The organism is Klebsiella sp. X1-16S-Nf21 (assembly GCF_002837615.1).
Classification (GTDB): Bacteria; Pseudomonadota; Gammaproteobacteria; order Enterobacterales; family Enterobacteriaceae; genus Klebsiella; species Klebsiella variicola.
Window position 1 is genome coordinate 16676 of sequence record NZ_PJDK01000013.1, and the last position, 25879, is coordinate 42554.

A 25879-nucleotide genomic window follows, 5' to 3' on the forward strand; every position below is an offset into this window, starting at 1 on the left:
TTGGGATTATAAGTACAAATCCCAACCGCGGATAGCGTCAAACCAGGATGGCGGTAAAACTCAGAAAACTTCTGGGTCTTGCAGCCGGATGGCAGAATGTCCAACATAATACCCTAACCCGACGGAGCGAAAAAAAGAACTTTGCCATGAAATTAAATAGCCGAGCGCAATCTGCACAGAATCCGCACAACCACTCCACGATCGTGCTGGTCCACGGTCTGTTTGGCAGCCTGGACAATCTGGGCATCCTCGCCCGCGACCTGATCGCCGACCACGATATTGTGCAGGTCGATATGCGCAACCACGGTTTGTCGCCGCGATCGCCAGAGATGACCTACCCCGCCATGGCGCGGGATCTGCTTGATACGCTCGACGCGCACCAGATCGAGCGCGCCACCTTTATCGGCCATTCGATGGGAGGGAAAGCGGTGATGGCGTTGACCGCCCTGGCGCCGGAACGCATCAGCGGACTGGTGGCGATCGATATAGCGCCGGTGGATTATCATGTGCGCCGCCATGATGAGATCTTCGCCGCTATCCGCGCCGTCAGCGAATCCTCCGCCAGCAGCCGCCAGCAGGCGGCGCAGGTGATGCGTGAGCATCTGCGGGAAGAGGGCGTGATTCAGTTCCTGCTGAAATCTTTTGTCGACGGCGAATGGCGCTTTAACGTGCCGGTGCTGTGGGACCAGTACCCGCATATCGTCGGCTGGGAAACCATTCCGGCCTGGCCGCACCCGACGCAGTTTATTCCCGGCGGCAACTCGCCCTATGTGACCGACGCCTACCGCGACGCGCTGCTGGCGCAGTTCCCGCAGGCCCGGGCGCACGTCATCGCTGGCGCCGGACACTGGGTGCATGCCGAGAAACCCGAGGCGGTGTTACGCGCCATCCGCCGCTATCTGACGAGCATCGCCGCCTGATTGGCTAAAATATGCCCGACCGCGCCGCAGAATGCCCGCGGTCGTTGGCGCAGCCGTTCGCCTGATGTATGATGGCGCGCTATCTGCGCCGGCTAGAGCCCGGCAGCTTGTTTCCCCGAAGTCACTCAGAATCATGGCAAAAGAACAAACGGACCGTACGACATTAGATTTGTTCGCAAACGAGCGTCGCCCGGGAAGACCGAAAACCAATCCGCTGTCGCGCGATGAACAACTGCGCATCAACAAACGTAACCAGCTGAAACGCGATAAGGTTCGCGGGCTGAAGCGCGTCGAGTTAAAACTCAACGCCGACGCGGTCGATGCGCTCAATGAACTGGCGGAAGCGCGTAATATGAGCCGCAGCGATCTCATTGAAGAGATGCTGATGACCCAATTGCGCGCCCTGCACAGCCAGGGAAAAGTCTAACTTTCCGCGAAAAATCCGCATTCGTGTAGCAGAGTGTGCAGTCGGGCGTGATTGCTGTTTCCGCGCCCTTGCCTGTTCTGCTATGATTGCCGTTATCTATGGGCATCGCGTCCCTACCACATCATTTAAGTTTCAAGAGGTTATTTTACTCATGGCAATCATCGGCATCTTTTTTGGCAGCGACACCGGCAACACCGAAAATATTGCAAAAATGATTCAAAAGCAGCTTGGTAAAGATGTTGCTGATGTTCACGACATTGCCAAAAGCAGCAAAGAAGACCTGGAAGCCCACGACATTCTGCTGCTCGGTATCCCGACCTGGTACTACGGCGAAGCGCAGTGTGACTGGGACGACTTCTTCCCGACGCTGGAAGAGATCGACTTCAATGGTAAACTGGTGGCGCTGTTCGGCTGTGGCGACCAGGAAGACTACGCAGAATACTTCTGTGACGCGCTGGGCACCATCCGCGACATCATTGAGCCGCGCGGCGCGACCATCGTCGGTCACTGGCCGACAGCCGGGTATCATTTTGAGGCCTCCAAAGGCCTGGCAGATGACGACCACTTCGTCGGCCTCGCCATTGATGAAGACCGCCAGCCGGAGCTGACCAACGAGCGCGTTGAGAAATGGGTGAAGCAGGTTGCCGAAGAGCTGCACCTCGAAGAAATCAAAAACGCCTGATGATTAAGCGGCGCAATCATTGAGTTGCGTCGCATTAATAGACAAAAGCAATCAAACTAATAGCTACAAGTTTTTAACTTTTAATCACATATCTGTACAATGTCCTCTGATTCTACGAGGCACGTGACGCAGTTTGTAGCTGGTGCCTCGTTTTTGACAGCAAACCAGGCCTGATGCTTGCAGTTTTCATTTACCAGTGGCAGTTCTATAATGAGACGCATTACGTCGGGTTAATTTCTGTATGACTTCCGTTGAAGGAAGTAGATCGTTTAGCAACAGGACAGATTCCGCATGACTGACAACAATACCGCATTAAAGAAGGCTGGCCTGAAAGTCACACTTCCTCGACTGAAAATCCTTGAAGTGCTGCAGGAACCGGATAACCATCATGTCAGTGCGGAAGACTTATATAAACGCCTGATCGACATGGGCGAAGAGATCGGTCTGGCGACCGTTTACCGCGTACTCAACCAGTTTGATGATGCCGGTATCGTGACTCGTCATAATTTTGAAGGCGGTAAATCCGTTTTCGAACTGACCCAGCAGCATCACCACGATCACCTGATTTGCCTCGACTGCGGCAAAGTGATCGAATTCAGCGATGACTCGATCGAATTACGCCAGCGTGAAATTGCCTCCCGCCACGGCATCCGCCTGACCAACCACAGTCTGTATCTGTACGGCCACTGTGCGGAAGGTGATTGCCGCGAGGACGAACACGCCCACGACGCGGTGGAAAAATAATTCCCCGCTTCGCTGAGACTGAAAAGCCAACCTGCCGGTTGGCTTTTTTATGGGCGCCTCTGCTGCCCTTACCGCTCTCGTCCCACAGGTGACCTTCCCGCGTCCCCGTTTTGTCCGGAGAGTTGATATGGAACTTCGCCAGCTACGCTATTTTGTGCGCATTGTTGAAACCGGCAGCATGGGGCGCGCCGCGCTTGATCTTAATATCGGCGTCTCGGCGCTCAGCCAGCAGATCGCACGCCTGGAAAACGAACTGGCCATTCGCCTGCTGCAGCGGACCTCCCGCGGGGTCACGCCCACCAGCGCGGGTCTCGCTTTCTACTCGCAGGCACAGCTGGCGCTGCGCCATGCCGATGATGCCATCCTCGCCGCCCGCGAGGCGCGCCTGTCAGGCCACGTTAGCGTCGGCATGGCCCCCAGCACCGCCTCCGTTCTCGGCGTCCCGTTCATCAATGCGATGCGCGAAAGCTATCCCGACGTGCGCCTGCATTTGGTGGAAAGCCTCTCCGGTAATCTGGAGCGGATGATCAACACCCGCCAGCTCGATTTAGCTATCGTTTTCCAGCAGGAAAAGATCCTGCGCTGGAGCGCCAGACCGGTGCTGGAAGAACGCCTGTTCCTGATTGGCACCCATGCGCTGTTGGCCCCCCTGCAGGAGGACCACATCTCCCCTGACCAGCTCACCTCCCTGCCGTTGATTATGCCAAGCCAGGGCCATGGCCTGCGCGGCAGGCTGGAGGCAGTTTGCCAGCAGCATCATCTCAGCGTTGAGGTGGTGGCGGACATTGACGGTCTGGCCCTGCTGATGCAGGCCGTGCGCAGCGGACTGGGGGCCACCCTGCAGCCCGGGGCCGCCATCTCCCACCTCGACCATCAGGCGCTGAGGGTGATCGACGTCGTCAACCCGATACTCAGTCGCCCCAACTTTCTGGTCAGTCTGTCTGATGATGAACTCACTCCGGCAGGCCTTGCGGCTCGAGTGATACTCAGCAAAGTCATGCGCCAGCTGGTGGAGTCTGACCGCTGGCCGGGTGCTACCCTTTACGCTTACTAAACCCCTCTTTAGCATTACACCATAGCGCCTCACCGCTGTTACCACCTACATTCCCATTACAAATTTAACAATTAATTAAATTGTAAGGGAGCCGATAATGGTGGATGTACTGGTGATTGGCGGCGGCAATGCCGCGCTATGCGCCGCCTTAACCGCCCGGGAAGCTGGCGCCTCGGTGCTGCTGCTGGAGGCGGCGCCGCGGGAGTGGCGCGGCGGCAACTCGCAGCACACGCGTAACCTGCGCTGTATGCACGATGCGCCGCAGGACGTGCTGGTCGACAGCTACCCGGAAGAAGAGTACTGGCAGGATCTGCTGCGCGTCACCGAGGGGAATACCAACGAAGCGCTGGCCCGACTGGTGATCCGCACCTCGTCACAATGCCGGGACTGGATGCGCCAGCACGGAGTTAACTTTCAGCCGCCGCTCTCCGGCGCCCTGCACGTAGCCCGCACCAACGCCTTTTTTATGGGCGGCGGCAAAGCGCTGGTCAATGCCTATTACCGCAGCGCGGAGCAGATGGGGGTGCAGATCCGCTACAACACGCCGGTGCAGGCTCTCGAGCTGCGCAACGGCGAATTTGTCGCCGCGCTGGCGGGCGAGGAACGGATTGTTGCGAAAAGCTGCGTCCTCGCCGCCGGCGGATTTGAATCCAACCGCGAATGGCTGCGCGAGGCCTGGGGGCAAAATGACCGCGGTGAATGGCCCGCCGATAACTTTCTCATCCGCGGCACCCGCTTCAACCAGGGAGTGCTGCTCAAGTTTATGATCGACGCCGGGGCCGATATTATCGGCGATCCCTCGCAGTCCCACTGCGTCGCCATTGACGCCCGGGCGCCGCTCTACGATGGCGGGATCTGTACCCGCGTCGACTGCGTGTCGCTGGGGGTAGTGGTCAACCGCGATGCCGACCGTTTTTACGATGAAGGAGAAGATTTCTGGCCCAAACGCTATGCCATCTGGGGCCGGCTGGTCGCCCACCAGCCCGGGCAAATCGGCTACTCGATCATCGACAGCAAAGCCATCGGCCACTTTATGCCGCCCGTCTTTCCCGGCGCTCAGGCCAACACCCTTCCCGAGCTGGCCCGCCAGCTCGGCCTGGACAGCGAACGCTTTACGCAAACCATCGCCGACTATAATGCCGCCTGCGCGCCAGGCCAGTTCGATCATACCCGCCTGGATAACTGCGCCACCGCCGGCCTGACGCCGCCAAAGACCCACTGGGCGCGGCCTATCGATACGCCGCCTTACTACGGCTATGCCTTACGTCCGGGGATCACCTTCACCTACCTCGGGCTCTACGTCGACGACACCGCCGCCGTCCACTTCGCCGGTAAACCCAGCCGCAACCTGTTTGTCGCCGGGGAAATGATGGCTGGCAACGTGCTGGGCAAAGGCTATACCGCCGGCGTCGGGATGTCGATCGGCACCACCTTCGGCCGCATTGCCGGCCAGCAAGCCGCCCGGGCGGCACAGCAGGAGAAACACCATGAAGTCGCTTGAGAAGCTGATCATTGAGGCGCAGATCATCACCGAGCCGGAGGCGGAAGTGGAAAGGGTGATGCAGGTATGTAACGCCTGCCGCTACTGCGAAGGGTTTTGCGCCGTATTCCCGGCGATGACCCAGCGCCTGGCCTTTGGCAAAGCAGATATTAACTATCTGGCTAACCTGTGTCATAACTGCGGCGCCTGCCTGCACGCCTGTCAGTACGCGCCGCCGCACGAATTCGCGATTAACGTGCCGAAGGCGATGGCCGAAGTTCGGCTGGAAACTTATCAGCATTACGCCCAGCCCGCCGCCTTTGGCAGCCTGTACCGCCGGGCTGGTGTGACCACCGTACTGGCGCTGGTCGGCGGACTGATTTTCTTTCTGCTGCTGGCGATGGGGCTCAAAGGCTCGCTGCTTCATCCGCCGCTGGCGGGCGATTTCTATCAGATATTCCCGCATAACCTGCTGGCGTGGATGTTTGGCTCGGTCTTCGTGCTGGCCTTTGGCTTGCTGATGACCGGGGTGATCCGCTTCTGGCGCGAGATCTCCCCGGGCCAGCCGCACGCGGTTGATATCGCAAAGGCCTCACAGGATGCGTTGACGCTGAAATATCTCGATGGCGGGCATGGCAAAGGCTGCAACGAAGCCGATGACGCCTTCACGCTGATGCGCCGCCGTTTCCACCACTTCACCTTCTACGGCTTTATGCTCTGCTTCGCCGCCACCGTGGTGGCCACGGGCTATCACTATTTCGCCGACCGGGAAGCTCCCTACCCGTTCTTCAGCGTCCCGGTGCTGCTGGGGACCCTTGGCGGCATCGGCCTGCTGGTGGGGCCGGCTGGCCTGCTGTGGCTAAACCTGCGCCGGTCGCCGTTGCACGGCGATGCACGACAAAAACCGATGGACCGCGGCTTTATCCTGCTACTGCTGCTGACCAGCTTCACCGGCCTGGCGCTGCTGGCGGGACGGGATACCTCATGGATGGGTATTTTGCTCGCTGTTCACCTCGGGGTGGTAATGGCCCTGTTCTTAACCCTTCCCTACGGAAAATTTGCCCACGGATTTTATCGCTGTGCGGCGCTACTCAAGTGGGCAATTGAGAAGCGGCGCGGAAAACAGGCGGCAGTCGCAGGCGACTAACCCGCTCCCTCTTACCTCTATAAAAACAAGATAAAGACAATGGAGAGCACACCCTATGACGCAACAATCCACGCGCGCCGGCACCGTCGGCGCTATCCTCCGCGTGACCAGCGGTAATTTTCTCGAACAGTTCGACTTTTTCCTGTTTGGCTTTTATGCCACCTATATCGCCCGCACCTTCTTTCCGGCGGAGAGCGAGTTCGCAGCGCTGATGCTGACCTTTGCGGTGTTTGGTTCGGGCTTCCTGATGCGCCCCATCGGCGCGGTGGTCCTCGGCGCCTATATCGACAGAATCGGTCGCCGCAAAGGGCTGATGGTCACCCTGGCGATCATGGGCTGCGGGACGCTACTCATCGCCCTGGTGCCTGGCTATCAGACCATCGGCGTGCTGGCGCCGATCCTCGTGTTAGTGGGCCGCTTGCTGCAGGGGTTTTCCGCGGGCGTCGAGCTTGGCGGGGTGTCGGTCTATCTGTCGGAAATCGCCACGCCGGGCAATAAAGGCTTCTATACCAGTTGGCAGTCCGCCAGCCAGCAGGTGGCTATCGTCATGGCGGCGTTGATTGGCTATGCGCTGAACGCCACGCTTGAGCATGAGGAGATCGCCGACTGGGGCTGGCGCATCCCTTTCTTCATTGGCTGCCTGATTATTCCGCTGATTTTCGTGCTGCGCCGCTCGCTGCAGGAGACTGAGGAGTTCCTGCAGCGTAAACATCGCCCGGATACTAAAGAGATCCTGACCACTATCGCCAGGAACTGGCGCATTATTACCGCCGGGACGTTGCTGGTGGCGATGACCACCACCACCTTTTATTTTATCACCGTCTATACGCCGACCTACGGCAGAGCGGTGCTGCACCTCAGCGCTCGCGACAGCCTGCTGGTGACCATGCTGGTGGGCATCTCCAACTTTATCTGGTTACCGATTGGCGGGGCGATCTCTGATCGGATCGGTCGTCGTCCGGTGCTGATGGGCATTACCCTGCTGGCGCTGCTCACCACCTGGCCGGTGATGCACTGGCTCACCGCCGCGCCCGATTTCACCCGTATGACACTGGTCCTGCTGTGGTTCTCGTTCTTCTTTGGCATGTATAACGGCGCGATGGTGGCGGCGCTCACCGAAGTGATGCCGGTGTACGTCCGCACTGTGGGATTCTCTCTGGCCTTTAGTCTCGCTACTGCCATTTTCGGCGGCCTGACGCCGGCTATCTCTACCGCCCTGGTCGAGCTCACCGGCGATAAAAGCGCGCCGGGCTGGTGGCTAATGTGCGCCGCGCTGTGCGGGTTCATTGCCACCGCGCTGCTGTTCGTGCGGCTGAGCCGAGGCTATCAACCGGCGGAGAGTCAGCGCTAAAAAAACAAACGGGCGGAGGTATGCTCCGCCCGTTTGCCGCTAACGTCTGATTTAATGGGTCGTATTATTGCTGCGGATCTCCTTCCAGATCTGGTCGCAGCGCGCTTTCACCGCCTGATCGTTGCCGGTGCGGGTGGCCTGAATACACTGTTGGTAATCCAGGACGCGAACGCTCTCCTGATTGGCAAATTGCTGGTGCCGTTTATCCTCTTTCAGTACATTCAGTACGCTCTGACAGGCTTCAATCTTGTCCGGATTCCCCTCCGCCGTATTAATACAGGCGCTATAGGCATCTTTCAGTTTGGTGTCTTCTTTCGGTGCCGGCGACGTGGCGCAGGCCACCAGACCCGAGGCCATCATGGCAATAAGCAGCATTTTTTTCATTGTCGTTCTCCCAGAGGTGCGGCAGGCTCACGCCCGCCGCGCAGGCATCAGAAAATAGTGAACGGGGCGATAACCATGAACTTCACGTCGCGCTCATCCTGGAAGATGTTGCCGTAGCCGCCGCTCCAGCTCGGAATATCGGAATGGTTGTCGTACTGGGTAAAGTGCAGTTTGAACAGGGTGCCCTTCGCCCGACCTTCCTGCACGGTATACAACGCATCCAGGCTGTAAGCCGATTCTTTCAGGCGATAGTCAGGGTCATAGTACGCATCCGGAGAGGACATTCTTCCCGGCTTCGCATCCCAGGCGTAGACATAAGACGCGCCAAACGCCCAGCCAGGCATATCCCAGTTTTTCATGTCATACATCGCGCCGAAGAAGACCGCTTTTTCGCCGTTGGCGTTAAAGTCGGAGCGGTTATCCCACCAGATATCGAGACGACCGTTGGAAGAGGCATAGGTCGGCGTCATACGCTGCAGGAAGTAGCCCTGCTGGCCATCGGCCTTCACCCAGGTGCCTTCCAGACGCAGGTCCAGCACATCCGCCACTTTATAGCCGAAGGTTAACGCCTGCAGCCATGCGGTGCCGTCATAGATGTCATTGACCCCGCCGTTGCTGACCTTATCGCGGGTGCCGTAGAACTGGTAGCTGGTGCTCAGCGGCGCGCCGGCGACGTCAAACTTGTAGCTGGCTTTAGCAAAGTACTGATCGATATAGCCCTGAGCCTGACCAAATGCCGCCTCCAGCACCAGGTCGTTTTTGAAATCATATTTGGCGCCGACGGAGTGGAGATAATCAACTTTGGTTTTCTTGTCGTTCTGATAGAAATCGTCCATCTCGATATGCCATGGCGCTTTATACTCGTTCGTCCACATATAGGAGAAACTTAACGCGCCCGCCGTGCCATAGTCGAAGTTAGCCCCGGCCTCCGCCCCCTGATAGGTACCTGGCATAAAGCTCCAGTGCGGGGCCAGCAGAGTCTGGCCGGTTGGCTGGATATAGCCCGCACGTGCCCACGCCGGACCATATTTGAATTTCGCGGCGGCTTTATACAGGCTGATACCGCTCTTATCGCCGGAGTAGTCTTCGTCATAAGCTTTGTTGCGCGATGAGAAGGCAATTTCGTTCGGGTGGCCGCTATCGCCGTTCTCGGCCATTTCAATCGCGGTAAATGCAGCAATATCAAGGCCAAACATATCGGCAGCATAGCCGGACTGGAAGTCCAGGTTAGCGTTCCACGTGGAGTGGGAAAGGTTGGTTTTATATTTGTCGCCGTCGGTGACATCTTTACGGTCACGCTCACGCTGCCAGTAATAGATACCGCCGGTTAAGGTTGAATCATCGATAAAGCCTGCTGCGCTGGCCTGCGGAACCACAACCCAGCCCGACATCGCGGTGACGGCGGCAATAGCCAGCGCCAGCGTACTACGTTTGCCACTAAACGTACGCATGTGCATATCCTCTTTGACGTTTTAAAAGGCGAAGACCAACGGTCATTCGCTAAAAAAATAAATAAAACTGCAAAATGTGGGGCGGTGAAAAAGGCCGCGAAACCACTGTAGATAGACTATTTTTCGTGACGCGAATTATCAATGTTTTTCGTGAGGCAAAGCTTAAGATTATGACAAAGCGCACATAATTTATGTCTTTTTGTTACAGTCTTATCCCTGATAATTTTGTCATGGAAGTCATTGCAAAATCAGGGAAAAATAGAAGAACTGAAAGCGATTACATTGGTTTTTTGTATATGACAGGAAACATCAGAAGCGCTATTTATTACCGCGCAGTAACAGGATTAATTCGCATCGCGAAAATGAAAAGTTTAATTGGCTGATTCTGAAACAAAAAAAAAGCGCCGCAAGGTGCGACGCTTTTACGGGAGGGAAATTTATTCGCCGACTTTCGCCCAGGTATCACGCAGCCCGACAGTGCGGTTGAACACCAGACTGGAGGCGTTTGCATAGCGACTGTCGAGGCAGAAGTAACCTTCACGCTCAAACTGGTAAGCTTTGCCTGCTTCGGCCTGCGCCAGGCTCGGCTCCGCATATCCCTGCTTAATCACCAGCGAATCCGGGTTGATTACCGCGAGGAAATCTTCCTCCGCCCCCGGGTTTGGTACGCTGAACAGGCGATCGTAGAGACGGATCTCCACCGGCAGCGCATGCGCCGCACTCACCCAGTGGATCACGCCTTTGACCTTGCGACCGTCGGCCGGATCTTTACTCAGGGTATCGGCATCGTAGGTGCAGAAAATAGTGGTGATATTGCCTTCGGCATCTTTCTCCACGCGTTCCGCTTTGATCACGTAGGCATTGCGCAGACGCACTTCTTTACCCAGCACCAGACGCTTGTACTGTTTGTTGGCTTCTTCACGGAAGTCAGCGCGATCGATCCAGATTTCGGCGCTGAACGGCACTTCACGACTGCCCATTTCCGGCTTGTTCGGATGGTTCGGCATCGCCACCATTTCGCTTTCGCCCTGCGGATAGTTCTCGATAACCAGTTTCACCGGATCGATCACCGCCATCGCGCGCGGGGCGTTTTCGTTGAGATCTTCACGAATGCAGGACTCCAGCGATGCCATCTCGATGGTGTTGTCCTGCTTGGTCACGCCGATGCGCTTGCAGAACTCGCGGATGGATTCAGCGGTGTAGCCACGGCGACGCAGACCAGAGATGGTCGGCATACGCGGGTCATCCCAGCCTTCCACGTGCTTCTCGGTCACCAGCTGGTTCAGCTTACGCTTGGACATCACGGTGTATTCGAGATTCAGGCGCGAGAATTCATACTGACGCGGGTGAACCGGAATGCTGATGTTGTCGAGCACCCAGTCGTACAGGCGGCGGTTGTCCTGGAACTCCAGGGTACACAGCGAGTGGGTGATGCCTTCCAGCGCATCGCTGATGCAGTGGGTGAAGTCATACATCGGGTAGATGCACCACTTGTTGCCGGTCTGATGATGCTCAGCGAACTTAATGCGGTACAGCACCGGATCGCGCATCACGATGAACGGCGATGCCATATCGATCTTCGCGCGCAGGCAGGCTTTACCCTCTTCGAAGCCGCCGCTGCGCATTTTTTCAAACAGCGCCAGGTTTTCTTCCACGCTGCGGTCGCGATACGGGCTGTTTTTACCCGGCGCTTTCAGGGTGCCGCGGTATTCGCGAATTTCATCAGGAGAGAGTTCATCAACATAGGCCAGACCTTTGTTGATCAGCTCAACCGCATACTGATGCAGCTGATCAAAGTAATCAGACGAGTAGCAAACGTCCCCGGACCAGTGGAAACCTAACCACTGCACGTCGTTTTTAATCGACTCCACGTATTCGATATCTTCTTTCACCGGGTTGGTGTCATCGAAACGCAGGTTGCATTGACCCTGATAATCCTGCGCGATGCCGAAGTTCAGGCAGATGGATTTCGCATGGCCAATGTGCAGATAACCGTTCGGCTCCGGCGGGAAGCGAGTGTGAACGGTGGTATGTTTACCGGTAGCCAGATCTTCATCAATGATCTGACGGATAAAGTTAGTCGGGCGGGCTTCTGCCTCACTCATCACGGGTTCCTCAAAGCGTAAACAACGTATAACGGCACATGATCTTACAAGCAGGACGTAGTGACAACTATTAGTTACGTAAAATAGGTATCAGAAGAGGATTATGGGGCCGATTGCTGGAAAAAAAAGCGGCGAAGGTTTCCCTTCGCCGCTGAGGCATAAACTCGACTCAGGAGCCTTACTTGCCTTTAATCTCATACAGCGGCGTCTGGCCGGCAACGACCTTACCGCTCGCCAGTATCACCAGCGCGCTGTAGTCATCGCTGTTGCTGCAGACGACCGGACTGATCATTGAGCGCGCGTTGGCGTTGAGGAAGTCCAGATCCATTTCCAGGATCGGCTCACCGGCCTTCACGTCCGTGCCCTCTTCAACCAAACGTTTGAAGCCCTTGCCTTCCAGCGCCACGGTGTCGATACCCATGTGGACGACGATTTCCGCGCCGTTGTTGGTTTCGAGGCAGAACGCGTGGTTAGTGTTGAAAATTTTCACCACAGTACCCGCCGCTGGCGCGACAACGATGTTGCTGGTCGGTTTCACCGCGATACCGTCGCCGACGGCTTTGCTGGCGAAGGCTTCGTCCGGCACCTGTTCGAGCGCCACCACGTCACCGGTAATCGGCGAAATCAGCGACTCAACGGTCTTCGCATTCGCTACCGCCTGCGGTTTAGCCGCTGGCGCTGCGGTGGCGACATTGCCAGCCGGTGCGGCTGCTGCTGCCGCTACCGGGCCGCGGGTAACCACTTTTTTCATCTCATCGCCGATAGATTCTGCTTTCGCACCGACGATAACCTGGATGGTTTGCTTATTCAGTTTCACCACCCCGGACGCGCCGAGACGTTTACAGGCCGCGTCGTTCACTTTCGCCGAATCGCCCACAGTCAGACGCAGACGGGTGATACAGGCGTCAATGGCTTTCAGGTTGTCCGTTCCGCCCACCGCGGCGATATAGCTGGTCGCCAGCTGGGTCAGGCCCTCTTCAGTGTTGCTGTTGGCTTCTTCCGTTACCACGTCAGCGGCTTTGTCTTCACGACCCGGCGTTTTCAGGTTGAACATGCGGATCACCGCGCTGAACAGCAGGAAGTAGACGAAGAAGAACACCACGCCCATAACCAGCAGCATCCAGACGTTTTTGCTGGCCGCTGGCAGGCTGTACATCAGCACATAGTCAATTGCACCTGCGGAGAAGGAGAAGCCCGCATGGATACCCAGCGCCGTTGCGATGAACAGGCTGATACCGGTCAGCACCGCATGCAGGAGGTACAGCAGCGGAGCCAGGAACATGAACAGGAATTCCAGCGGCTCGGTTACCCCGGTCAGGAACGCGGTGATGGCTACGGACAGCAGCATACCGCCGACCATCGGACGACGCGCTTTCGGCGCCGCCAGATACATCGCCAGCGCCGCACCCGGCAGACCAAACATCATGATCGGGAAGAAGCCGGACATGAACATCCCCGCGGTGCCGTCGCCGGCGTAGAAGCGGTTGATGTCGCCGTGGAACACAGCGCCAGCGGCGTTAGTGAACTCACCAATCTGGAACCAGGCGATGGTGTTCAGCACCTGATGCAGACCGGTTGGGATCAGCAGACGGTTGATGAAACCAAAGATACCGGAACCGAGCGCCCCTGCGGAGACGATCCATTCGCCACCAGAGTGGATAGCGTGTTGCACCGGCGGCCAGACGTAGCCGAAGATCGCGGCGAGGATCAGACAGAAGAAGCCGGTGGCGATCGGCACGAAGCGTTTGCCGCCGAAGAAACTCAGGAAGTCCGGCAGCTTGATGCCGGCCCAGCGGTTGTACACCGCCCCTGCCACCAGACCGGTAATGATACCGGCCAGCACGCCCATGTTAATTTCCGGGTTGATGGTGACCATCGCTTTGGTCATCACGAAATACCCTACTGCGCCGGCCAGCGCCGCAGAACCCGCGTTATCCTTGGACCAGCTTGATGCCACACCAATTGCGAAGATCAGCGCCAGATTATCGAAGATCGCCCCACCCGCTTGCGCGATGAAGGGTACATTCAACAGGTCTGGTTGCCCGAAACGCAGCAGCAATGCCGCGACCGGCAGCACTGCGATAGGGAGCTGCAACGCCCTACCCAGTCGCTGAAAGAAACCTAAAATATTCATCTTATTCCCCCTATGAGACCCCGATGAGGCTCATTTTCAAAGCCACTTTTTTATTGTGTAACAAGGTCGGTTTTATCACTTACCGGCAAAGTGTGTGAAAAATTAATTCGTATCGCAAATTAAACGGGTATTTTTTGTGATAATTATCACCAAATATCGTATTCCCCCCTCCCTTTCACTGGCTAACATCGAAAACTTATTTTATCATTCAAAAAATCAACACGGATTGACCCCGGTCGGCGCAGTTGCTGCAATACTCTCCTCAGAGTGCTGGCGCCAATCCGCCAGAATCTACTTTAACTATAGAGGTGAAGAATGAGACTGATCCCCCTGGTAACCGCTGAGCAGGTCGGTAAATGGGCTGCCCGCCACATCGTTAACCGTATTAATGCATTCAAACCGACCGCGGACCGCCCGTTCGTGCTGGGTCTGCCTACCGGTGGCACTCCGCTGACCGCCTACAAAGCGCTGGTTGAAATGCATAAAGCAGGCCAGGTTAGCTTCAAACACGTCGTCACCTTTAATATGGATGAATATGTCGGCCTGCCAAAAGAGCATCCGGAAAGCTATCATAGCTTCATGCACCGTAATTTCTTTGACCACGTTGATATTCCGGCAGAAAATATCAACCTGCTGAATGGTAACGCGCCGGACATCGATGCGGAATGCCGTCGCTATGAAGAAAAAATTCGTTCCTACGGTAAAATCCACCTGTTCATGGGCGGTGTAGGCAACGATGGTCACATCGCGTTCAACGAACCGGCCTCTTCTCTGGCGTCCCGCACCCGTATTAAGACCCTGACCCATGACACCCGTGTGGCGAACTCCCGCTTCTTCGATGGTGATGTGGATCTGGTGCCGAAATACGCGTTGACCGTGGGCGTAGGCACCCTGCTGGATGCAGAAGAAGTGATGATTCTGGTGCTGGGTCATCAGAAAGCGCTGGCGCTGCAGGCGGCGGTAGAAGGTAACGTCAACCATATGTGGACCATTACCTGCCTGCAGCTGCATCCGAAGGCGGTGATTGTCTGCGACGAGCCGTCCACCATGGAGCTGAAAGTGAAAACCCTGAAATATTTCAACGAATTAGAAGCTGAAAATATTAAAGGTCTGTAATGTAGTCGTGTCCCGCCACTTGCGCGGGACCCTCTTTTTCTTTGTATGCATCATCATGCCGGCGGCAAATGAACGATCGCTGACCTGATGGGGCGTATATACCGGGGGTCGTAATGTATGCATTAACCCAGGGCCGGGTTTATACCGGTCATGAAATTCTCGATGACCATGCGGTTGTTATCGCCGATGGCCTAATCGAACGTCTCTGTCCGCTGGCGGATTTGCCGTCTGACATGGAGCAGCGCTCGGTCAACGGCGCAATAATTGCCCCCGGTTTTATCGACGTTCAGCTCAATGGCTGCGGCGGCGTGCAGTTTAACGACAGCCCAGAGGCGGTCACCGTTGAAACGCTGGAGATCATGCAGAAGGCGAACGAACGTTCAGGCTGCACCAGCTTCCTGCCGACGCTGATTACCTCCAGTGACGATCTGATGAAGCAAGGTATCCGCGTCATGCGCGAATACCTGCAAAAACACCCGAATCAGGCGCTGGGTCTGCATCTTGAAGGGCCGTGGCTGAATATCGTCAAGAAAGGCACCCACAACCCGGACTACGTGCGTAAACCGGACGCCGCGCTGGTCGATTTCCTCTGCGATAACGCCGATGTGATCACCAAGGTGACCCTCGCCCCTGAGCGCGTTGAGCCGGAAGTGATCCGCAAGCTGGTTGCCGCCGGGATCGTCGTCTCCGCCGGCCACTCCAACGCCACGCTGAAAGAGGCGAAAGTCGGCTTCCGCGCCGGCATTACCTTCGCCACTCACCTGTATAACGCGATGCCGTATATTACCGGACGCGAACCGGGTCTGGCCGGGGCGATTTTTGACGAGCCGGATGTCTACTGCGGTATTATTGTCGACGGGATGCATGTCGATTATGCCAACGTACGTAACGCCAAGCGCCTGAAAGGCGACAAACTGTGTCTGGTCACCGACGCCACCGCGCCGGCGGGGGCGAATATTGACCAGTTCATTTTTGCCGGGAAAACAATATACTACCGCAATGGACTGTGCGTAGATGAAAACGGCACGCTCAGCGGCTCCTCCCTGACCATGATTGAAGGGGTGCGTAATCTGGTGGAGCATTGCGGCGTGGCACTGGACGAAGTATTGCGGATGGCGACGCTCTATCCCGCGCGCGCTATCGGTGTGGACAAGCAGCTCGGCAGCATTGCGCCGGGCATGGTCGCTAACCTGACCGCCTTTACACGCGATTATAAAATCACCAAGACCATCGTTAATGGTAACGAGGTCGTCACTGAGTAAGTAAAAGTATGACAGCAGGCGGACAAGCTCAAATTGGTAACGTTGACCTCGTAAAACAACTGAACAGCGCGGCCGTGTACCGCCTGATTGACCAGCATGGGCCTATCTCGCGCATTCAGATAGCCGAACAAAGCCAGCTTGCCCCTGCCAGCGTGACCAAAATCACGCGTCAGCTTATTGAGCGCGGCCTGATCAAAGAAGTCGATCAGCAGGCCTCCACCGGAGGCCGCCGCGCTATCTCTATCATCGCTGAAACCCGCAACTTCAACGCCATCGGCGTGCGGCTTGGCCGCTATGACGCCACTCTGACCCTGTATGATTTAAGCAGCAAGACCCTGGAAGAGGAACATTTTCCCCTGCCCGAGCGCACCCAGGAAACGCTGGAACACGCCCTGCTGAATATCATCGCCACCTTTATCGAAAACTGTCAGCGCAAAATTCGCGAGCTGATCGCCATCTCGGTGATCCTGCCAGGCCTCGTCGACCCGGAAAGCGGCGTGATCCGCTATATGCCGCATATTGCGGTGGAAAACTGGGGCCTGGTCGGAGCGCTGGAAAAACGCTTCAACGTCACCTGCTATGTCGGGCACGACATCCGCAGCCTGGCGCTGGCCGAGCACTATTTCGGTGCAAGTCAGGACTGCGAAGACTCCATCCTGGTGCGCGTGCACCGCGGTACCGGCGCGGGCATCATCTCTAACGGGCGCATTTTTATTGGCCGGAACGGCAACGTCGGCGAAATTGGCCACATTCAGGTCGATCCGCTGGGCGAGCGCTGCCACTGCGGCAACTTCGGCTGTCTGGAGACCGTCGCGGCCAATGCCGCCATCGAACAGCGGGTTCGCCACCTGCTTGAGCAGGGCTACCAGAGCCGTTTGACGCCGGATGACTGCACGATCAAAACTATCTGCAAAGCGGCCAACAAGGGCGATGCCCTGGCCTGCGAGGTGATTGAGTACGTGGGGCGTCACCTCGGGAAAACGATCGCCATCGCGATTAACCTGTTCAACCCACAAAAAATCGTTGTCGCCGGCGAAATAGTGGAAGCTGAAAAGGTCCTTCTTCCGGCCATCGAAGGCTGCATTAACGCCCAGGCGCTGAAAGCGTTTCGCAAGAACCTGCCGGTGGTGCGTTCTACCCTCGACCATCGCTCAGCGATTGGCGCCTTCGCGCTGGTCAAACGCGCTATGCTCAATGGCACGCTGCTGCAGCGTTTGCTTGAGAGCTAATCGCCTCTTTATTGATAGCGCGAAACGATCCGCATCACCCTGTCGCTGGTGGGTATGGTCCACCAGCGATGTGAAACCTCATCGATGACGAGTATAGTTTCGTCTTTGTTAATGATTCTGGACCCACCATGACCATTCAAAACATAATTTGTGATATTGACGGCGTACTGATGCACGATAACGTCGCCGTTCCCGGCGCTGCCGAGTTTATCAAACGCATCCTCGATAAAGGCATGCCGCTGGTAATGCTGACCAACTACCCGTCGCAAACCGGCCAGGATTTGGCCAACCGTTTCGCCACCGCCGGCATCGACGTGCCGGATACCGCGTTTTACACCTCGGCGATGGCCACCGCCGATTTCCTGCGCCGCCAGGAAGGCAAGAAAGCCTATGTGGTGGGTGAAGGGGCGCTGATCCACGAACTCTACAAAGCCGGCTTTACCATCACCGATGTGAACCCGGATTTTGTCATCGTCGGGGAAACCCGTTCATTCAACTGGGAGATGATGCATAAGGCCGCCTTCTTCGTTGCCAACGGCGCCCGCTTCATTGCTACCAACCCGGATACGCACGGTCGCGGCTACTATCCGGCCTGTGGCGCGCTGTGCGCCGGGATCGAGAAGATCTCCGGCCGTAAGCCGTTTTACGTCGGTAAACCCAGCCCGTGGATCATCCGTTCAGCGCTGAACAAAATGCAGGCTCACTCCGAGCAGACGGTGATCGTCGGCGATAACCTGCGCACTGACATTCTGGCCGGCTTCCAGGCGGGGCTGGAGACTATTCTGGTGCTCTCCGGCGTCTCCACCCTCGATGACATCGACAGCATGCCGTTTCGCCCGTCGTGGATTTACCCTTCCGTCGCGGAAATCGATATTTTCTGATGCCAACCACGTCGCAGGACGTGGTTTTTCATTTATAGCGCCTGCCAAAAGTCATCCATCTAATAAAAACGGCCTATAAATGCGTATTCTTCAATAAAGTCGCTCAAAAGATACTCTTTTTTTACTGTTCAACAATCACAGTTGCGTTTTTTCTTTTTCAGGCCGCAAAACCCTTGCGCCAGCGCCCCCTTTACGGCATTTTCTTAAGCACGCACTCAGGCTTCGCCACGAGACGAAGCCAGCACAACATCAAACACGACAGGGTAATGGAGAAGGCTATGTGTTCTATTTTTGGCGTACTGGATATTAAAACTGACGCAGGCGAGCTGCGTAAAAAGGCGCTGGAGCTTTCCCGCCTGATGCGCCATCGCGGTCCGGACTGGTCTGGCGTGTATGCCAGCGACAAAGCGATTCTGGCGCACGAGCGCCTGTCTATTGTCGACGTCAACGCCGGTGCCCAGCCGCTGTACAACGCCGAAAAAACCCATGCGCTGGCCGTTAACGGCGAGATCTACAACCATCAGGCGCTGCGCGCGGAGTATGGCGATCGCTATCAGTTCCAGACCGGCTCTGACTGCGAAGTGATCCTCGCGCTGTATCAGGAAAAAGGCCCTGAGTTCCTCGACGACCTGCAGGGGATGTTCGCCTTCGCCCTGTACGACAGCGAGAAAGACGCGTACTTAATTGGTCGCGACCATATCGGTATTATTCCGCTGTATATGGGCCATGACGAACACGGCAACTTCTATGTCGCCTCCGAAATGAAAGCGCTGGTGCCGGTATGCCGCACCATTAAAGAGTTCCCGGCGGGCAGCTACCTGTGGAGCAAAGACGGCGAAATTCGCCAGTACTATCAGCGTGACTGGTTCGATTACGACGCGGTGAAAGACAACGTTACCGATAAGAACGAGCTGCGCCAGGCGCTGGAAGAGTCGGTGAAAAGCCACCTGATGTCCGACGTGCCTTACGGCGTGCTGCTCTCCGGCGGTCTTGATTCATCGGTCATCTCGGCTATCACCAAGAAATTCGCCGCCCGTCGCGTCGAAGATCAGGAGCGTAGCGAAGCCTGGTGGCCGCAGTTGCACTCTTTCGCGGTCGGTCTGGAAGGCTCTCCTGACCTGAAAGCGGCGCAGGAAGTGGCCAACCACCTCGGCACCGTACACCACGAAATTCACTTTACGGTCCAGGAAGGGCTGGATGCGATCCGCGACGTTATCTATCACATCGAAACGTATGACGTGACCACCATTCGCGCCTCGACGCCGATGTACCTGATGTCGCGTAAAATTAAAGCCATGGGCATCAAAATGGTGCTTTCCGGCGAAGGTTCGGACGAAGTGTTCGGCGGCTACCTCTATTTCCATAAGGCGCCGAACGCCAAAGAACTGCACGAAGAGACGGTGCGCAAGCTGCAGGCGCTGCATATGTTTGACTGCGCCCGCGCCAACAAAGCGATGTCCGCCTGGGGCGTGGAAGCCCGCGTGCCGTTCCTCGACAAGAAGTTCCTCGACGTGGCGATGCGCATCAACCCGCAGGATAAGATGTGCGGCAACGGCAAAATGGAAAAACACGTGCTGCGTGAATGCTTTGAATCCTACCTGCCGGCCAGCGTTGCCTGGCGGCAGAAAGAGCAGTTCTCTGACGGCGTCGGCTACAGCTGGATCGATACGCTGAAAGAAGTGGCCGCGAAGCAGATCAGCGATCAGCAGCTGGAAACGGCGAGCTTCCGTTTCCCGTACAACACGCCGACCTCCAAAGAAGGCTATCTGTACCGCGAGATCTTCGAAGAGCTGTTCCCGCTGCCGAGCGCGGCGGAGTGTGTCCCTGGCGGTCCGTCGGTGGCCTGCTCTTCAGCGAAAGCCATTGAGTGGGATGAAGCGTTCAAGACCATGAACGATCCATCAGGCCGTGCGGTGGGCGTCCACCAGTCAGCCTACAAATAAGCCCTGACGGGCGGTGAAACGCGAAACGGACCCTCCGGGGTCCGTTTTCTTTTTGCAGGATTTATGCCGCTGAAAAACGATAAATAACCAATAATTGCCGAATATTGCAGCGAGCTGTTCGCAACCTAACCAAACAGTCACATTACAACGATTTTCCTTGAAAAAGAGGTTGACGCTCGCAGGCCCAATACGCATAATGCGCCCCGCAACGCCGATAAGGTTACGCGAAAAAAAGATGGCTACGTAGCTCAGCTGGTTAGAGCACATCACTCATAATGATGGGGTCACAGGTTCGAATCCCGTCGTAGCCACCATCTTTTTTGCGGGAGTGGCGAAATTGGTAGACGCACCAGATTTAGGTTCTGGCGCCGCAAGGTGTGCGAGTTCAAGTCTCGCCTCCCGCACCATTCACCAGTTAGCGTTGTACGGATGGGGTATCGCCAAGCGGTAAGGCACCGGTTTTTGATACCGGCATTCCCTGGTTCGAATCCAGGTACCCCAGCCATATTTCTTCGATATTTGCGGTTCACCGCGACGGTATTGGGGTATCGCCAAGCGGTAAGGCACCGGTTTTTGATACCGGCATTCCCTGGTTCGAATCCAGGTACCCCAGCCATCGAAGAAACAGTAAGACAATTTGGCTACGTAGCTCAGCTGGTTAGAGCACATCACTCATAATGATGGGGTCACAGGTTCGAATCCCGTCGTAGCCACCATATTCAGGACGTATCGATACGCATCGATAATTCCGAAACAATTTGTTGGGGTATCGCCAAGCGGTAAGGCACCGGATTCTGATTCCGGCATTCCGAGGTTCGAATCCTCGTACCCCAGCCAAATTAAAAAGTCGTTCAGCAGTGAACGCACTGTTGCCCTCAACCGGGGTAGTTACGGTAAAGCGCAACAGACAATTGGGGTATCGCCAAGCGGTAAGGCACCGGATTCTGATTCCGGCATTCCGAGGTTCGAATCCTCGTACCCCAGCCACTTAAATGCAAAAAAGCTCACTTCGGTGAGCTTTTTTGCTATTGGCGTCCTGACACGCTTACGCAGTACTGACTGCCGGGCAGGCGCTCTCCACTACGCCCCTGCCCGGGAAGCCGGTTTTACAAGCCTAAGGCATACTTCAGCGCCTGACGCTTCAACACCCCGGCGCGTTCAGCCGCCATCAGGCCAATATTACGCAGCATCCGCACCGGCGCCAGGTCATTGCTGAAACCGGCATAAAACAAATCCATCCCCGACTGCATGATAAAATTATCCGCTCGCCGCCGCGCCTGGTAGCGCTTCAGCACCGGCAGGCTGGCCCAGTCTTCGCCCCGGCCGCGCGCTTGCGCCAGGATCTCCAGCAGGGCATCCACATCGCGGTAGCCAAGGTTAACCCCCTGCCCCGCCAGCGGATGAATGGTATGCGCCGCATCGCCCACCAGCGCCAGGCCGGGCTGGACATACTGCAGCGCATGACGCCGGGTGAGCGGAAAAGCGCCGGCCGCCTGCGGCGTCACACGACCCAGCCGCGCCGGAAAGTGACTGGCGATCTCCTGCTGGAGTTGCGCCATGGTCATGCCCTGCAGCTGACGGATCCGCGCCGGCGTGTCGTACCAGACCAGCGAGGCCCAGTGGTCGAACAGCGGCAGGAAGGCGCGCGGCCCGCTGGGGGTAAACTGCTGCCAGGTGCTGTCGCCGGGATCGTCGACGCATTCGACGCTGATCAGCATACAGGACTGCTGATATTGCCAGGCGTGTACGCCGATGCCGGCCATCTCCCGCACCTGGGAATTGGCGCCGTCGGCGCCGATCACCAGCCGGGCGTGGATCGCCTCTCCCTCGCGTAAATGCAGCGCGGTATGCGCCTCGCCGCGCTGCATCGCCTCCAGTTCGCTACCAACGCGCAGGGTGACCCCTTCATGCGCCGCCAGCGCTTGCCAGAGTCCCCATTGCAGGACCTTGTTCTCGACCATGTAGCCCAGCTCCGGCAGTTTGAGCTCTGCGGCGTCAAAGGCGACGTGCGCGCTCTCCCACTCCCAGGTCTCCAGACGACGATAAGCGTGGACGCGCATCGCCCGTACGGCATCCCAGACGCCGAGACTCTTCAGCAGGCCGACCGAAGCCGCGCTGATAGCCGAGATTCGCACATCCGGGGCGGATGCCGGTTCGAAAGCCGGAGGCGCCGTTTTCTCAAGCACCGTCACGGTAAATCCCTGTTGCGCCAGCCCCAACGCCAGGGCGCCGCCGACCATGCCGCCGCCCACGATGGCGACATCTGTTGCGTGAATTGTCATGGCTATTATCCTTAAAGCAGAATCCGTTAAGTTTACCGGATTTTTTGTTCCCTTGCGGTGATAACGCTCGCACTGGTCAGGGGGCGACCAAAGCATTACAATACGCGCCCTGGAAAGCGAAATTCACCCTGTATATATCCCCGCGTTTTGGATATCTATTACTGAGCATGAGCAAGTCAATGACAAAAAAACTCCATATTAAAACCTGGGGCTGTCAGATGAACGAGTATGATTCATCAAAGATGGCCGATCTGCTGGATGCGACACATGGGTATCAACTGACCGAAGTGGCGGAAGAAGCAGATGTGCTGTTGCTCAATACCTGCTCAATTCGTGAGAAGGCCCAGGAAAAAGTTTTCCATCAGCTCGGACGCTGGAAGCTGCTGAAAGAGAAAAACCCGGACCTGATTATTGGCGTTGGCGGCTGCGTGGCCTCCCAGGAAGGCGACCATATTCGTCAGCGCGCACACTATGTCGATATTATTTTCGGGCCGCAAACCCTGCACCGCCTGCCGGAGATGATTAACGCCGTGCGCGGCAACCGCAGCCCGGTGGTGGATATCAGCTTCCCGGAAATTGAAAAGTTCGATCGCCTGCCAGAGCCGCGCGCCGACGGCCCGACCGCCTTTGTTTCGATTATGGAAGGCTGCAACAAATACTGTACCTACTGCGTGGTGCCGTACACCCGCGGAGAAGAGGTCAGCCGTCCGTGCGACGATATCCTGTTTGAAATCGCCCAGCTGGCGGCGCAGGGCGTGCGTGAGGTCAATCTGCTGGGCCAGAACGTTAACGCCTGGCGCGGTGAGAATTACGACGGCACCACCGGCAGCTTTGCCGATCTGCTGCGTCTGGTCGCCGCCATCGACGGCATCGACCGTATTCGCTTCACCACCAGCCACCCGATCGAATTTACCGACGATATCATCGAGGTCTATCGCGATACGCCGGAGCTGGTGAGCTTCCTGCACCTGCCGGTGCAGAGCGGTTCTGACCGGGTTCTGAATCTGATGGGACGCACCCATACCGCACTGGAGTACAAAGCGATTATTCGCAAGCTGCGTGAGGCGCGCCCGGATATTCAGATAAGCTCTGACTTTATTGTCGGCTTCCCCGGCGAAACCACAGACGATTTCGAAAAGACGATGAAGCTTATCGCCGACGTCAATTTCGATATGAGCTACAGCTTTATCTTCTCCGCTCGTCCGGGCACCCCGGCGGCCGATATGGTCGATGACGTGCCGGAGGAGGATAAAAAACAGCGTCTGTATATTCTGCAGGAGCGAATCAACCAGCAGGCGATGGCCTGGAGTCGTCGCATGCTCGGCACGGTACAGCGCATTCTGGTGGAAGGCACGTCGCGTAAGAGCCTGATGGAGCTTTCCGGGCGCACCGAGAACAACCGCGTGGTCAACTTCGAAGGTACGCCGGATATGGTCGGTAAATTCGTCGATGTTGAAATCGTCGATGTTTACACCAACTCGCTGCGCGGCAAAATCGTGCGTACCGAGGCGGAGATGGGTCTGCGTATCGCTGAATCACCTGAATCAGTGATTGCCCGCACCCGTAAAGAGAACGATCTTGGCGTGGGTATCTATCAGCCGTGATCCCTTCAGGCCTGTCGGTTCCGGCAGGCCTTGTAATTCCTCTCTCCGTCCCTATATCTACAGCAATGCTTGCGCCATTTTCCTGTGACGTAAATAATTTCCTGATTAGCCGGCCACGCGCCGCGTCCGGCCACCTGCGTAAAGAGGAACAGTTTGAACATAGACACTCGTGAAATTACCCTGGAGCCAGCGGATAACGCACGCCTGTTAGCCTTGTGCGGCCCGTTTGACGACAATATCAAACAGCTGGAGCGTCGGTTAGGCATTGAGATCAACCGCCGTGACAATCACTTTAAACTGACCGGACGCGCTATTTGCGTACACGCCGCCGCCGATATTCTGCGCAGCCTGTATGTCGATACGGCGCCGATGCGCGGTCAGATTCAGGATATTGAGCCGGAGCAGATCCATCTGGCGATCAAAGAGGCGCGCGTGCTGGAGCAGAGCGCCGAGAGCGTGCCGGAGTACGGGAAAGCCGTCAATATCAAGACCAAGCGCGGGGTGATCAAACCGCGTACGCCGAACCAGGCGCAGTACATCGCCAATATCCTCGATCATGACATCACTTTCGGCGTGGGTCCGGCGGGGACGGGTAAAACCTATCTGGCGGTGGCGGCGGCGGTCGATGCGCTGGAGCGTCAGGAGATCCGCCGTATTCTGCTGACCCGTCCGGCCGTCGAGGCTGGCGAAAAGCTCGGCTTCCTGCCCGGCGATCTGAGCCAGAAGGTCGACCCATATCTGCGCCCGCTGTATGACGCGCTGTTTGAGATGCTCGGCTTTGAGAAAGTGGAGAAGCTGATTGAGCGTAACGTCATCGAAGTGGCCCCGCTGGCCTATATGCGCGGACGAACGCTGAATGACGCCTTTATCATTCTTGATGAAAGCCAGAACACCACCATCGAACAGATGAAGATGTTCCTGACCCGCATCGGCTTTAACTCCAAGGCGGTGATCACCGGCGACATCACGCAGATTGACCTGCCGCGCAGCACCAAATCCGGTCTGCGCCACGCCATCGAAGTGCTGGCCGAAGTCGATGAGATCAGCTTCAACTTCTTCCATAGCGAAGACGTGGTGCGCCATCCGGTGGTTGCCCGCATCGTGAACGCCTATGAGGCGTGGGAAGCCGCAGACCAGAAACGTAAAGCAGAACTGGCCGCCGAGCGCAAACGCGAAGCCCAGGAACAGGAGCAAAAATGAGTCAGGTGATCCTCGATTTACAGCTGGCCTGCGAAGAGACCAGCGGCCTGCCGGACGAAGCCCTTTTTCAGCGCTGGGTCGATGCCGTCATTCCGCCATTTCAGGAGGAGTCAGAGTTAACGATTCGTCTGGTCGATGTTGCAGAAAGCCACGAGCTGAACCTGACCTACCGCGGCAAGGATAAGCCGACCAACGTCCTCTCCTTCCCGTTTGAAGCGCCGCCGGGGATTGAAATGCCGCTGCTCGGCGATCTGATCATCTGCCGTCAGGTGGTGGAGCAGGAAGCCAGCGAGCAAGGTAAGCCCCTGGAGGCGCACTGGGCGCATATGGTGGTGCACGGCAGCCTGCATCTGCTGGGCTACGATCATATCGAAGACGACGAAGCGGAAGAGATGGAAGGCCTTGAAACAGAGATAATGCTTGCTCTGGGCTATGAGGACCCGTACATTTCCGAGAAGATTGCTGAATAGCCCCCTGCCGGAT

The 25879-nt window shown here is 56.9% G+C and carries 21 protein-coding genes and 7 tRNA genes; 23 read left to right on the plus strand and 5 right to left on the minus strand.

The window, feature by feature from the left end; genetic code table 11:
* Positions 1-146 precede the first annotated feature (146 nt).
* The 8 genes from ybfF to CW267_RS08330 all read left to right on the plus strand — a co-directional run bounded on the left by ybfF (position 147) and on the right by CW267_RS08330 (position 7805).
* Positions 147-920, plus strand: a complete 774-nt coding sequence (gene ybfF, locus CW267_RS08295) for an esterase (protein WP_100781413.1) — start codon at positions 147-149, stop codon at positions 918-920.
* Positions 921-1053: 133 nt separating this feature from the next.
* Entirely contained in the window at positions 1054-1347 is a 294-nt protein-coding gene (gene ybfE / locus CW267_RS08300; protein WP_012542441.1) for a LexA regulated protein, read from the plus strand.
* 151 nt (positions 1348-1498) lie between these two features.
* Positions 1499-2029, plus strand: coding sequence for a flavodoxin FldA (gene fldA / locus CW267_RS08305; RefSeq protein ID WP_002894765.1), 531 nt, complete (start codon positions 1499-1501; stop codon positions 2027-2029).
* A gap of 291 nt (positions 2030-2320) precedes the next feature.
* Entirely contained in the window at positions 2321-2773 is a 453-nt protein-coding gene (gene fur / locus CW267_RS08310; protein WP_002894761.1) for a ferric iron uptake transcriptional regulator, read from the plus strand.
* A gap of 127 nt (positions 2774-2900) precedes the next feature.
* Positions 2901-3827 carry a tricarballylate utilization LysR family transcriptional regulator TcuR gene (gene tcuR, locus CW267_RS08315; RefSeq protein ID WP_049010103.1) on the plus strand — a complete coding sequence of 309 codons (927 nt, stop codon included), beginning with the start codon at positions 2901-2903 and terminating at the stop codon, positions 3825-3827.
* Positions 3828-3924: 97 nt separating this feature from the next.
* On the plus strand, positions 3925-5328 hold the full coding sequence (tcuA, locus tag CW267_RS08320) for an FAD-dependent tricarballylate dehydrogenase TcuA (RefSeq protein ID WP_008805662.1): 1404 nt from the start codon (positions 3925-3927) through the stop codon (positions 5326-5328).
* Positions 5315-6454 carry a tricarballylate utilization 4Fe-4S protein TcuB gene (gene tcuB, locus CW267_RS08325; RefSeq protein WP_023322236.1) on the plus strand — a complete coding sequence of 380 codons (1140 nt, stop codon included), beginning with the start codon at positions 5315-5317 and terminating at the stop codon, positions 6452-6454. The genes tcuA and tcuB overlap by 14 nt, the downstream gene beginning before the upstream one ends.
* Positions 6455-6509: 55 nt before the next feature.
* A complete protein-coding gene (locus CW267_RS08330; RefSeq protein WP_012968692.1) occupies positions 6510-7805 on the plus strand; it encodes an MFS transporter in 1296 nt (431 codons plus the stop codon).
* A gap of 51 nt (positions 7806-7856) precedes the next feature.
* On the opposite strand, the gene chiQ is transcribed toward CW267_RS08330, so the two are convergent.
* From chiQ to nagE, 4 genes are all read right to left on the minus strand, one after another.
* Complete coding sequence (gene chiQ, locus CW267_RS08335) at positions 7857-8189, minus strand: ChiQ/YbfN family lipoprotein (RefSeq protein ID WP_022065692.1); 333 nt, start codon at positions 8187-8189, stop codon at positions 7857-7859.
* A 47-nt stretch (positions 8190-8236) separates the two neighbouring features.
* Complete coding sequence (gene chiP / locus CW267_RS08340; protein WP_008805658.1) at positions 8237-9640, minus strand: chitoporin ChiP; 1404 nt, start codon at positions 9638-9640, stop codon at positions 8237-8239.
* Between the two features lie 437 nt (positions 9641-10077).
* Complete coding sequence (gene glnS / locus CW267_RS08350; RefSeq protein WP_012542445.1) at positions 10078-11745, minus strand: glutamine--tRNA ligase; 1668 nt, start codon at positions 11743-11745, stop codon at positions 10078-10080.
* Between the two features lie 178 nt (positions 11746-11923).
* Positions 11924-13879 carry a PTS N-acetyl glucosamine transporter subunit IIABC gene (gene nagE, locus CW267_RS08355; RefSeq protein ID WP_100781414.1) on the minus strand — a complete coding sequence of 652 codons (1956 nt, stop codon included), beginning with the start codon at positions 13877-13879 and terminating at the stop codon, positions 11924-11926.
* 315 nt (positions 13880-14194) lie between these two features.
* Here nagE and nagB point away from each other — a divergent pair, with 315 nt between their 5' ends.
* From nagB to CW267_RS08425, 12 genes are all read left to right on the plus strand, one after another.
* Positions 14195-14995, plus strand: coding sequence for a glucosamine-6-phosphate deaminase (gene nagB, locus CW267_RS08365; protein WP_012542446.1), 801 nt, complete (start codon positions 14195-14197; stop codon positions 14993-14995).
* 113 nt (positions 14996-15108) lie between these two features.
* Complete coding sequence (nagA, locus tag CW267_RS08370) at positions 15109-16257, plus strand: N-acetylglucosamine-6-phosphate deacetylase (protein WP_012542447.1); 1149 nt, start codon at positions 15109-15111, stop codon at positions 16255-16257.
* 8 nt (positions 16258-16265) lie between these two features.
* On the plus strand, positions 16266-17486 hold the full coding sequence (gene nagC, locus CW267_RS08375) for a DNA-binding transcriptional regulator NagC (RefSeq protein WP_008805654.1): 1221 nt from the start codon (positions 16266-16268) through the stop codon (positions 17484-17486).
* A gap of 128 nt (positions 17487-17614) precedes the next feature.
* Positions 17615-18367: an HAD-IIA family hydrolase gene (locus CW267_RS08380; RefSeq protein WP_008805653.1), complete on the plus strand. Its 753-nt coding sequence runs from the start codon at positions 17615-17617 to the stop codon at positions 18365-18367.
* Between the two features lie 278 nt (positions 18368-18645).
* Positions 18646-20310 (plus strand): asparagine synthase B, encoded by a 1665-nt coding sequence (gene asnB, locus CW267_RS08385; RefSeq protein WP_008805652.1) that lies wholly within the window; start codon positions 18646-18648, stop codon positions 20308-20310.
* A gap of 237 nt (positions 20311-20547) precedes the next feature.
* Positions 20548-20624: transfer RNA gene (locus CW267_RS08395), tRNA-Met, on the plus strand.
* Between the two features lie 8 nt (positions 20625-20632).
* Positions 20633-20717 (plus strand) — tRNA-Leu (locus CW267_RS08400).
* 23 nt (positions 20718-20740) lie between these two features.
* A tRNA-Gln gene (locus CW267_RS08405) sits at positions 20741-20815 on the plus strand.
* A 36-nt stretch (positions 20816-20851) separates the two neighbouring features.
* Positions 20852-20926 (plus strand) — tRNA-Gln (locus CW267_RS08410).
* Between the two features lie 23 nt (positions 20927-20949).
* Positions 20950-21026 (plus strand) — tRNA-Met (locus tag CW267_RS08415).
* Between the two features lie 46 nt (positions 21027-21072).
* A tRNA-Gln gene (locus CW267_RS08420) sits at positions 21073-21147 on the plus strand.
* 75 nt (positions 21148-21222) lie between these two features.
* Positions 21223-21297 (plus strand) — tRNA-Gln (locus CW267_RS08425).
* A 119-nt stretch (positions 21298-21416) separates the two neighbouring features.
* On the opposite strand, the gene ubiF is transcribed toward CW267_RS08425, so the two are convergent.
* Positions 21417-22592 carry a 3-demethoxyubiquinol 3-hydroxylase gene (gene ubiF, locus CW267_RS08430; protein WP_012968696.1) on the minus strand — a complete coding sequence of 392 codons (1176 nt, stop codon included), beginning with the start codon at positions 22590-22592 and terminating at the stop codon, positions 21417-21419.
* A 179-nt stretch (positions 22593-22771) separates the two neighbouring features.
* On the opposite strand from ubiF, the gene miaB reads away from it, so the two are divergent.
* The 3 genes from miaB to ybeY all read left to right on the plus strand — a co-directional run bounded on the left by miaB (position 22772) and on the right by ybeY (position 25866).
* Entirely contained in the window at positions 22772-24196 is a 1425-nt protein-coding gene (miaB, locus tag CW267_RS08435) for a tRNA (N6-isopentenyl adenosine(37)-C2)-methylthiotransferase MiaB (RefSeq protein WP_012542448.1), read from the plus strand.
* A 153-nt stretch (positions 24197-24349) separates the two neighbouring features.
* Positions 24350-25396 carry a PhoH family protein gene (locus CW267_RS08440; RefSeq protein WP_008805649.1) on the plus strand — a complete coding sequence of 349 codons (1047 nt, stop codon included), beginning with the start codon at positions 24350-24352 and terminating at the stop codon, positions 25394-25396.
* On the plus strand, positions 25393-25866 hold the full coding sequence (gene ybeY / locus CW267_RS08445; RefSeq protein ID WP_002894722.1) for an rRNA maturation RNase YbeY: 474 nt from the start codon (positions 25393-25395) through the stop codon (positions 25864-25866). The genes CW267_RS08440 and ybeY overlap by 4 nt, the downstream gene beginning before the upstream one ends.
* The last annotated feature ends 13 nt before the right edge of the window (positions 25867-25879 follow it).